The sequence below is a fragment of the Agromyces humi genome, assembly GCF_009720255.1.
GTDB lineage: Bacteria > Actinomycetota > Actinomycetes > Actinomycetales > Microbacteriaceae > Agromyces > Agromyces humi.
Map to the genome: position 1 here is coordinate 1 of NZ_WJSP02000145.1, position 8557 is coordinate 8557.

At 70.8% G+C, this 8557-nt stretch carries 10 protein-coding genes; 5 read left to right on the forward strand and 5 right to left on the reverse strand.

Annotated elements, in window-relative coordinates; all coding sequences use genetic code 11:
- Window positions 1–26 precede the first annotated feature (26 nt).
- The 3 genes from GH736_RS12515 to GH736_RS12525 are packed head-to-tail and all read right to left on the reverse strand — an operon-like array spanning window position 27 to window position 2356.
- Window positions 27–1103, reverse strand: a complete 1077-nt coding sequence (locus tag GH736_RS12515; RefSeq protein ID WP_235934139.1) for a signal peptidase I — start codon at window positions 1101–1103, stop codon at window positions 27–29.
- Between the two features lie 34 nt (window positions 1104–1137).
- On the reverse strand, window positions 1138–1779 hold the full coding sequence (locus tag GH736_RS12520; protein WP_159603734.1) for a SipW-dependent-type signal peptide-containing protein: 642 nt from the start codon (window positions 1777–1779) through the stop codon (window positions 1138–1140).
- 7 nt (window positions 1780–1786) lie between these two features.
- Window positions 1787–2356 (reverse strand): SipW-dependent-type signal peptide-containing protein, encoded by a 570-nt coding sequence (locus GH736_RS12525; RefSeq protein WP_159603736.1) that lies wholly within the window; start codon window positions 2354–2356, stop codon window positions 1787–1789.
- 255 nt (window positions 2357–2611) lie between these two features.
- On the opposite strand from GH736_RS12525, the gene GH736_RS12530 reads away from it, so the two are divergent.
- Both GH736_RS12530 and GH736_RS12535 read left to right on the forward strand, forming a co-directional pair.
- Entirely contained in the window at window positions 2612–4195 is a 1584-nt protein-coding gene (locus tag GH736_RS12530) for an MFS transporter (RefSeq protein ID WP_159603738.1), read from the forward strand.
- On the forward strand, window positions 4192–4818 hold the full coding sequence (locus GH736_RS12535; RefSeq protein WP_159603740.1) for a TOPRIM nucleotidyl transferase/hydrolase domain-containing protein: 627 nt from the start codon (window positions 4192–4194) through the stop codon (window positions 4816–4818). Before GH736_RS12530 ends, GH736_RS12535 begins: the two co-directional genes overlap by 4 nt.
- Window positions 4819–4866: 48 nt before the next feature.
- Here the strand turns inward: GH736_RS12535 and GH736_RS12540 are convergent, their stop codons facing one another.
- Window positions 4867–5133 (reverse strand): hypothetical protein, encoded by a 267-nt coding sequence (locus tag GH736_RS12540; protein ID WP_159603742.1) that lies wholly within the window; start codon window positions 5131–5133, stop codon window positions 4867–4869.
- 38 nt (window positions 5134–5171) lie between these two features.
- A complete protein-coding gene (locus GH736_RS12545; RefSeq protein WP_159603744.1) occupies window positions 5172–5309 on the reverse strand; it encodes a hypothetical protein in 138 nt (45 codons plus the stop codon).
- 301 nt (window positions 5310–5610) lie between these two features.
- Between GH736_RS12545 and dnaK the strand changes: the two genes are divergently transcribed.
- The 3 genes from dnaK to GH736_RS12560 all read left to right on the forward strand — a co-directional run.
- A complete protein-coding gene (gene dnaK, locus GH736_RS12550) occupies window positions 5611–7488 on the forward strand; it encodes a molecular chaperone DnaK (RefSeq protein WP_159603746.1) in 1878 nt (625 codons plus the stop codon).
- Between the two features lie 2 nt (window positions 7489–7490).
- The gene (locus GH736_RS12555; protein WP_159603748.1) at window positions 7491–8150 is read left to right on the forward strand and encodes a nucleotide exchange factor GrpE; all 660 of its coding nucleotides are present in this window, start codon (window positions 7491–7493) and stop codon (window positions 8148–8150) included.
- Window positions 8151–8241: 91 nt separating this feature from the next.
- Window positions 8242–8557, forward strand: a 316-nt coding sequence (locus GH736_RS12560) for a DnaJ domain-containing protein (protein WP_159603750.1), incomplete at its 3' end; no start/stop codon positions are given.

Genomic DNA, 8557 nt, shown 5'->3' on the forward strand with positions numbered 1-8557 from the left:
TGCTGCTCGGCGGCCGACGGACTCGCCTACGCGATGCTCATCGCGGCGCTCGAGCCGGGCGCCGTGCCGATCCGCACCTCATCGCCCGAGCCGACCGCGTGGACCTCGAGGTCGGCGAGCCCGCCGGCGTCGGTGCCGGACGCGGGCATCGTGACGAGGAACCGGATCCAGCGCTGCTCGGCGGTGGTCATGGTGAGCAACTCCTGGGCCACCCCGTCGACGGGCAGCGGCTCGGGGGCGAGCAACGGCACCGGGTCGTCGCAGGCGCCGCCCGTCCAGCGCACCGCGCACCAGCTCGCCTCGACCACGAGCCCCAGCCCGGCATCCCCGCCGCCGATCATGCCGACGTCGATGGTGCCCGGCTCGGGCGCGTCGGCGGAGATGCCGACCTCCCACGCGACCGTGTCGCCGGGTGTCATGCGCTGCATCAGCTCGGGATCGCCGATCGCGGTCAGGCGCAGCACCTGCCCCTGCACGACCGACTCCTCGACCGCCGCCGAGGCGGGCGTCGGTGCCTGCGACACGCAGGCCGCCACGGCCACGAGGGCCAGCACGAGCGACGCCGTGGTCGCCGTCGCGCTCGCCGGCTCCGGCGGATCGCCGGGCGTCGGCGGTGGTGCCTCGCGGCGGCGTCGCGGCCAGAACGCCCACACCACGAGCGCGGTCGCGCCCACGGTGAGGCCGCCGATGACGGCCGGATGCCCCATCGCGGCGATCACCGGCGCGACACCCGGCACCGAGGCGAGCACGATCCGAGCCGACGGCACCTCGTAGGGCTGCGGATCGTCGACGGGATTCGCGTCCCCGCGGAGCGTGAGGCGGCGAGCCCCGCCTGTCCCCGCGTCGTCGATCGCGACGATGCGATGCGTCACCGGCAGGCGGCCGGGCCGGTCGACGGTCACCACGTCGCCGACATGGAGCTCACGGACGGGCACCTCGCGCACGAGCGCCGCGGAGCCCGCCGGGATGGTCGGACTCATCGACCCCGTGCGGAACAGCACGATGCCCAAGTCGAACAGCACCGCGGCCACGACGAGCAGGATGCACGCCGCCCCGGCGATGGCCGCCAGCGTGAGCAGCACGTCGCCCGCGACCGAGGTCACGGAGCGGGAACGGCGCGCACGCGGCATCCGTCGGTCACCCTGTCGAGGCGGCGTTGAACTGCCACGTCACCGTCGCGGACGTGCCCTGGAAGGTGTTCGCCGCATTGGGCGCGACCTGCACCTCGAAGCAGAACCCGAGCTGGGCGCCGGCGGCGCCGATCGGATTCGCGACCGCGGACCCCGGCACCTGCGTGACGGGCAGGTAGCTCGACGCGCCGCCCGCGACGAACGCGGGCGTCCCCGTGAACGCCGCGGCGGCGCATGTCGAGGTCGGGTTCGCCGACGCCATGCGCACCGCCCGGTACTGGAGGGCGCCGACGAGTCCGCCGCCGTTGTTCGTGACGGCCGCCAGCGTGACCGTGCCACCGACCGTCGAGGTGGTCGTCGTACGGATGTTGAGCCAGGCGTACGTCGATGTGCCGGGCGACATCGCCGTGGCCGCGAACGACAGGGTCGCCCCCGGTGCGGTCGTGTTGCTCGCATAGGTCGGCGACCCGGCGCTCTGCGACTCCGTGCCGAACACGCTCGCGGCGAAGCTGCCGGTGGCCTGCTCGCTGTCGTTCCAGGCGGCGAGCGTCACCGTGGCGCCGACGCCCAGCACGAGTCCGCCGGCGAGCACGGCGCGCCAGATGCGACTGCGCCGTCCCCGGTCCGGCGCCTCGACGTGGATGCCCATCGCCCGGCTACGGCAGCGGGTCGGTCGACTCGCCGAGGAACTCCCACGTCACCGTGCCGGTCTGCGCCGCCGGGAGCGCGGAGCTCGCGGTGACGACGAAGCACAGGTTCACGGGGGCGGTCACCGCCGTGAGCTCGAACACGGCGGCGGGCGTGGGGCTCGCGACGGGCTGGTCGGTGACGAGGGCCGTGCCCGACGGCGGTGTCCCGGCCGAGCATGTCGCCCCGAACGTCGCGCCCACGTCGTAGAGCGAGTACGTCAGCTCAGCCCCGATCGTGCCCGACGTGGTGCTCGCAAGGTCGACGGATGCCTCGTAGGTCGAGTCCGACGAGAGCTGCACCGCGAACGGCGCGTAGACGACGGCACCCGGACTCAGCAGGTCGGCGTCCACCGCGAAGGCGAGCGGTTTGCCCGGCGCCGTCTCGGAGCTGCTGAACGCCGTGCCGTCGAGGCTGCCCTCGAGCTCGAACTGGCCCGACCCGAACGTGCCCGTCGCGAACTCGGAGTCGTTCCACACGGCGAGCGTGACCGCGGCCCCGACGCCGAGCACCAGCCCGCCCGCGAGGATCGCGAGCATCTTGCGGCGACGATCTCCCGGCCGTGCCGGACTCGTCGATGATTCGTTGCGTGTTGCAGTCTGCATTCCCATGAGCGCCTCCCCCGCGCGCCGGGCATACGGTTCCCCCGAAGCGGGTCCCCCAACCCGATGCGGCCGAGCCTAGCCCTCGGCCGCCCCGAAGCGCGAGAGGGTCATCTCCGCGGTACCCCCTGCACGTGAGCGGATGCCCACGCGCCTCTACCGGCGGCGACCACGAGTGTGGTTGGGTGAGCCATGAGCGCAGACGGGGGCGCCACGGCGCCGTTCAACGGACGACTCGCGATCCTCCTCGCGATGGCGATGTTCGTGCTGGTGGTCGACACGTCGCTGATGAACGTGTCGATCTCGGCGGTCGTGCACGACCTCGACACCACCGTGAGCGGGGTGCAGGGCGCCATCGCCCTCGAGGCGCTCGTGTCGGCCGCGTTCATCCTCATCGGCGGAAAGACGGGCGACCTCATCGGCCGCAAGCTCGCCTACGTGCTGGGCCTCCTCGGCTATGCGATCGGCGCCATCGCGATGGTCTTCGCCCAGGACCTCACGGCGATCATCATCTTCTGGGCGATCATCGGCGGCATCGGCGCATCCCTGCTGCTGCCCGCGATGCAGTCGCTCATCCACGGCAACTTCGAGGGCGCCCAGCAGAAGCGGGTGTACGCCCTCGTCGGCGCATCCGCTGCCATCGCCGCCGCCGTCGGACCGCTGCTCGGCGGCTTCATCACCACGTTCCTCTCATGGCGCGTGGGATTCGCGCTCGAGGCCGTGATCATCGCGGTCGTGCTCGCCGGCATCGGCCTGGTGAAGGACGTGCCGTACCACGGCGACCGGTCGATCGACCTCGTCGGCGCCCTGCTGTCGATCGTCGGCATGGGCGGCGTCGTGACCGGCATCCTCGTGTGGCAGGAGGGCGGCGGCTACGTCGGCCTCATCATCGGCATCGGCGTGCTCGGGCTGGGCCTGCTCGTGTTCTGGCTGCGCAGCCGCAAGCGTCGCGGCAAGCCGACGCTCCTCGACCCGGCCCTGTTCGAGTCGAAGATGTTCCGCGCGGGCGCCAGCGGGCAGCTGCTGCAACAGATCGCCCTGGGCGGCACGATGATCGTGCTCCCGATCTACCTGCAGATGGTGTTCGAGTACAACGCCCTGCAGGCCGGCCTCTCGATCGCACCGCTCTCGCTGAGCATGTTCGCCGTCGCGCTGCTCGCGGGCCGTGGGCTCAAGCAGCGCCCGGCGAACATCATCCTGTGGGGCTTCGTGCTCGTCGTGGCAGGCCTGGCGATCCTCGTGCCGCTCGTGCCCATCGCCGACTCGGGCTGGTACCTCACGATCCCGCTCATCATCTCGGGCTGCGGCCTCGGCCTGCTCGTCTCGCAGCTGAACAACTACACGCTCTCGCCGATCTCCGACGAGCGGGTGAGCGAGGCGGCGGGCGTCAACTCGGCGGCCGGCTCGTTCGGCCTGTCGTTCGGCCTCGCCTTCGCCGGCGCGATCATGCTCGCGACGCTGGCCTTCACGTTCACCGCGAGCGCCGACGCGAGCACGGTGCTCTCGCCGGAGGAGCAGCAGCAGGTCTCGTCGGTCCTCGAGGAGGACGCCGAGATCATGACCAACACGGGACTCGAGGAGCTGCTCGTCGACCAGACGCCCGAGGTGCAGGAGGAGATCCTCGCGATCAACGCGGATTCCCGCTTCATCTCCCTCCAGGTGGCGCTCCTCGTGCCGATCCTCGCGGGGCTGCTCGGCGTGCTCAACGCGTTCCGCATGCGGCGCCTGCCCGACCCGAAGCCGTCCGCGGCCGCGGAGGGGACCATGCTCGGATGAGTCGCGAACCGCGCGGCGGTCTCGACGCCGAGCTACGCGATCCCGCCGTGGACGGGGCCGAGGCGTCGACGGTGATCCTGGTGGAAGGGGAGAGCGATCGCCGGGCACTGCTCGCCCTCGCGAGACGGCTGGGCCTCGACCTGACGGCCGCCGGCGCCGTGGTGATCGCGATGAACGGAGTCACCAACCTGCGCCACCACCTCGGCGAGCTCGACGCGCGGCCGAAGCCACCCCGGCTCCTCGGGTTGTACGACATCGGCGAGGCCGCGACGGTCGGCCGCATGCTGGCGTCGGCGGGCCGGCCGGATGCCGCGTCGTCGGGCGATCTCGAGGCCCAGGGCTTCTTCGCCTGTTCGCTCGATCTCGAGGACGAGCTCATTCGCGCCGCGGGCCCGGCCGTCATCGAGGAGGTGCTCGCCGTCCATCGCGATCTCGCGCGCTTCCGGGTGTTCCAGCGGCAACCCGCGCAGCGGGAGCGCCCGATCGAGGCGCAGCTCCATCGATTCGCCGGGACTGCAGCCGGGCGCAAGGCCTGGTTCGCCGCGGACGTGGTCGAGGTCCTCCCGCTGGATCGGGTGCCGCGGGGGATGGCGCGCCTCCTGGAGGAGACGGCGCGCGGCTGAGCCCAGCCGCAGCCGCAGCCGCAGCCCTGCTCTGGCCTGCGGGAGGGCTCAGCGGCCGTGCTCGGCCAGGATCTGGTCGATGTCGATCTGCCCGAGCAGGCGCTGCCAGTCGAGCTCGCGCGCGATGGGGGCGACGTCGGGGTCGGCGAAGGCCTTGCCGTTGCGGTGCACCACCACGCCGGTGGGAACGAGCTCGTTCAGCCGGGCGAGGATCGCGTCGTCGACCGCCTCCGTGTCGAAGTCCGCGCCGATGCGGGAGTAGGCCTCGGCTGAGAGCGTGTACGAGACGAGTCCGACCTCGATGGGTTCCGGCATGGCGTTCCTCCTCGGCGGCGTGGTGTGCTCCCAGTCTGTCAGCCGAGTGCGGCTGCCGCACCGCGGGTCGACGGCGACGGGGTGTCGCCGACGTCGCCAGCAGTTGTGCATCCGGCAAGGAGCATGATGGCGAGGGCGGCGACGAGCGAGCCGCCGATGGCAGGGCGTCGGGTCATGGACCGGAGCCTATGGTTCGCCGCGGACCCGTGTCCATCAGGGTGATCCCCGATACGTTCGGAATGCGGGTCGGGTACCCGCGCGGCGGAATACTGGCAACCAGCTGAGAGTTGAGTCGAGTGTACTCAAGTTCCGCGTCCTCGACTTGACACCTCGAACGGGCGCTGGAACACTTGAGCCGTCGGGACTCAAGTTCCGGCGACACGGACTTCGGTCGCGGGCCAGGACGGCCGGGCCGACCCGCCACGGAGCGCACGCGGCATCCGCTCGCGCCACCTCCCGGCAGAAGGAGAAACACACATGTCACGAGCAGTAGGCATCGACCTCGGCACCACCAACTCGGTCGTCAGCGTCCTCGAGGGTGGCGAGCCCACCGTCATCGCGAACGCCGAGGGCTTCCGCACCACCCCGTCGGTGGTCGCCTTCACGAAGGACGGCGAGGTGCTCGTCGGCGAGACCGCCAAGCGCCAGGCCGTCACCAACGTCGACCGAACCATCGCGTCGGTCAAGCGCCACATGGGCACCGACTGGACCAAGGAGATCGACGGCAAGAAGTACACGCCGCAGGAGATCTCGGCGCGCATCCTGCAGAAGCTGAAGCGCGACGCCGAGCAGTACCTCGGCGACACGGTCACCGACGCCGTCATCACCGTGCCGGCGTACTTCAACGACGCCGAGCGCCAGGCCACCAAGGAGGCCGGCGAGATCGCGGGCCTCAACGTCCTGCGCATCATCAACGAGCCCACGGCCGCGGCCCTCGCGTACGGCCTCGACAAGGGCAAGGAGGACGAGCTCATCCTCGTCTTCGACCTCGGTGGCGGCACCTTCGACGTCTCCCTCCTCGAGGTGGGCAAGGACGACGACTTCTCGACCATCCAGGTGCGTGCGACCGCCGGCGACAACCGCCTCGGCGGCGACGACTGGGACCAGCGCATCGTCGAGTGGCTGATCAAGCGCTTCAAGGACTCGACGGGCGTCGACGTCTCGAAGGACAAGATCGCCCTCCAGCGCCTCAAGGAGGCCGCCGAGCAGGCGAAGAAGGAGCTGAGCTCCTCGATGAGCACCAGCATCCAGCTGCCCTACCTCTCGCTCACCGAGAACGGCCCGGCGAACCTCGACGAGACGCTCACCCGCGCCCAGTTCGAGAACATGACGAGCGACCTGCTCGACCGCACCAAGAAGCCCTTCGAGGACGTCATCCGCGAGGCCGGCATCAAGCTGGCCGACATCGCGCACGTCGTGCTCGTCGGCGGTTCGACCCGCATGCCCGCCGTCTCCGAGCTCGTGAAGCAGGAGACCGGCAAGGAACCCAACAAGGGCGTGAACCCCGACGAGGTCGTCGCCGTGGGCGCCGCCCTGCAGGCGGGCGTCCTCAAGGGCGAGCGCAAGGACGTGCTGCTCATCGACGTCACCCCCCTGAGCCTGGGCATCGAGACCAAGGGCGGCATCATGACCAAGCTCATCGAGCGCAACACGGCCATCCCCACCAAGCGCAGCGAGACCTTCACGACCGCCGACGACAACCAGCCGTCGGTCGCGATCCAGGTCTTCCAGGGCGAGCGCGAGTTCACCCGCGACAACAAGCCGCTGGGCACGTTCGAGCTCACCGGCATCGCCCCGGCGCCCCGCGGCATCCCGCAGATCGAGGTCACCTTCGACATCGACGCCAACGGCATCGTGCATGTGTCGGCCCGCGACAAGGGCACCGGCAAGGAGCAGTCGATGACCATCTCGGGCGGCTCGGCCCTCCCCAAGGAGGACGTCGAGCGCATGGTGCGCGACGCCGAGGAGCACGCGGCAGAAGACAAGAAGCGCCGCGAGTCGGCCGAGACCCGCAACCAGGCCGAGCAGCTCGTCTACTCGATCGAGAAGCTCATCAAGGACAATGACGACAAGCTCCCTGCCGACGTCAAGTCCGAGGTGCAGGGCGACGTCGACGGGCTGAAGTCGGCCCTCGCGGGCGACGACGACGACGCGGTGAAGAACGCGTTCGACAAGCTGTCGCAGTCGCAGGGCAAGCTCGGCGAGGCGATCTACGCGCAGTCGCAGCAGCAGTCGGCGGATGCCGCGGGCAACCCCGGTGAGGACGCGAACGCGTCCGGCGCCGCCGGCGACCAGTCCTCCGACGAGGACGTGGTCGACGCCGAGGTCATCGACGACGAGGACGAGAAGAAGTAATCATGTCCGACGAGAACCAGAACCACGAAGAGCCGGTCATCCGCGACAAGCGGCGGATCGACCCCGAGACGGGTCAGGTTCGTCAGCCCGCTCCCGACGCAGGCGAGTCGGCCGCCGGTGAGCCGGCTGCCGGTGAGTCGACGGATGCCGCAGCAGACGCTGCCGCGGCATCCGCACCGACCGACGCCGACGAGGACGTGCTCACCGTCGACGACATCCTGAACGCGGCCCAGGCCGAGGTCCAGGAGCCGACCGACGAGCACCTCGCCGACCTCAAGCGGGTCACCGCCGAGTACGCGAACTACCGCAAGCGCACCGAGGCGAACCGCGAGGTCGAGCGCGAGCGCGCGGTCGGCGCGGCCGTCGCGGTGCTGCTGCCGGTGCTCGACGACCTCGACCGCGCCGAGAAGCACGGCGACCTCGAGGGCGACGCCCCGTTCGCGACGATCGCGGCGAAGCTGCGCGGCGCCGTCGAGAAGCTCGGGCTCACCCCGTTCGGCGAGGTGGGCGAGCCGTTCGACCCGCAGCGCCACGAGGCGATCTTCCAGCAGCCGTCCGACGAGGTCGAGGTCGACACGGTCGCCGACGTCGTCGAGACCGGCTACACGCTGGGCGGCACGCTCCTGCGGGCCGCGAAGGTGGTCGTGAAGACGCCGCTGTAAGGCAGTTCGGCCGGCCCGCGGCATCCGCTCATCGGATGTCGCGGACCGGCCGTCACGGATTTCAGACAGACTTCAGGGAAGGGAGGTGCCGGTGGCCAGTCAGGATTGGTTCGACAAGGACTTCTACAAGGTGCTCGGCGTCTCCAAGGACGTGAGCGAGGCGGACCTCAAGAAGGCCTACCGCAAGCTCGCACGCAAGTACCACCCCGACTCGAACCCCGGCGACGCCGCGTCCGAGGCGCGGTTCAAGGAGATCAGCGAGGCGCACTCGGTGCTCTCCGACCCCGAGCAGCGCAAGGAGTACGACGCGATCCGGGCCATGGGCTCGGGCGCCCGGTTCACCGCGCCCGGCGGCGCCGGCGGCGCGGGCGGCTTCGAGGACGTGTTCGGCACGATGTTCGGCGGCC

Coding starts and splice junctions, on each gene's coding strand:
- GH736_RS12520 (WP_159603734.1), bottom strand. CDS start 1,779: ATGGGCATCCACGTCGAGGCGCCGGACCGGGGACGGCGCAGTCGCATC.
- GH736_RS12525 (WP_159603736.1), bottom strand. CDS start 2,356: ATGCTCGCGATCCTCGCGGGCGGGCTGGTGCTCGGCGTCGGGGCCGCG.
- GH736_RS12530 (WP_159603738.1), top strand. CDS start 2,612: ATGAGCGCAGACGGGGGCGCCACGGCGCCGTTCAACGGACGACTCGCG.
- GH736_RS12535 (WP_159603740.1), top strand. CDS start 4,192: ATGAGTCGCGAACCGCGCGGCGGTCTCGACGCCGAGCTACGCGATCCC.
- GH736_RS12540 (WP_159603742.1), bottom strand. CDS start 5,133: ATGCCGGAACCCATCGAGGTCGGACTCGTCTCGTACACGCTCTCAGCC.
- GH736_RS12545 (WP_159603744.1), bottom strand. CDS start 5,309: ATGACCCGACGCCCTGCCATCGGCGGCTCGCTCGTCGCCGCCCTCGCC.
- dnaK (WP_159603746.1), top strand. CDS start 5,611: ATGTCACGAGCAGTAGGCATCGACCTCGGCACCACCAACTCGGTCGTC.
- GH736_RS12555 (WP_159603748.1), top strand. CDS start 7,491: ATGTCCGACGAGAACCAGAACCACGAAGAGCCGGTCATCCGCGACAAG.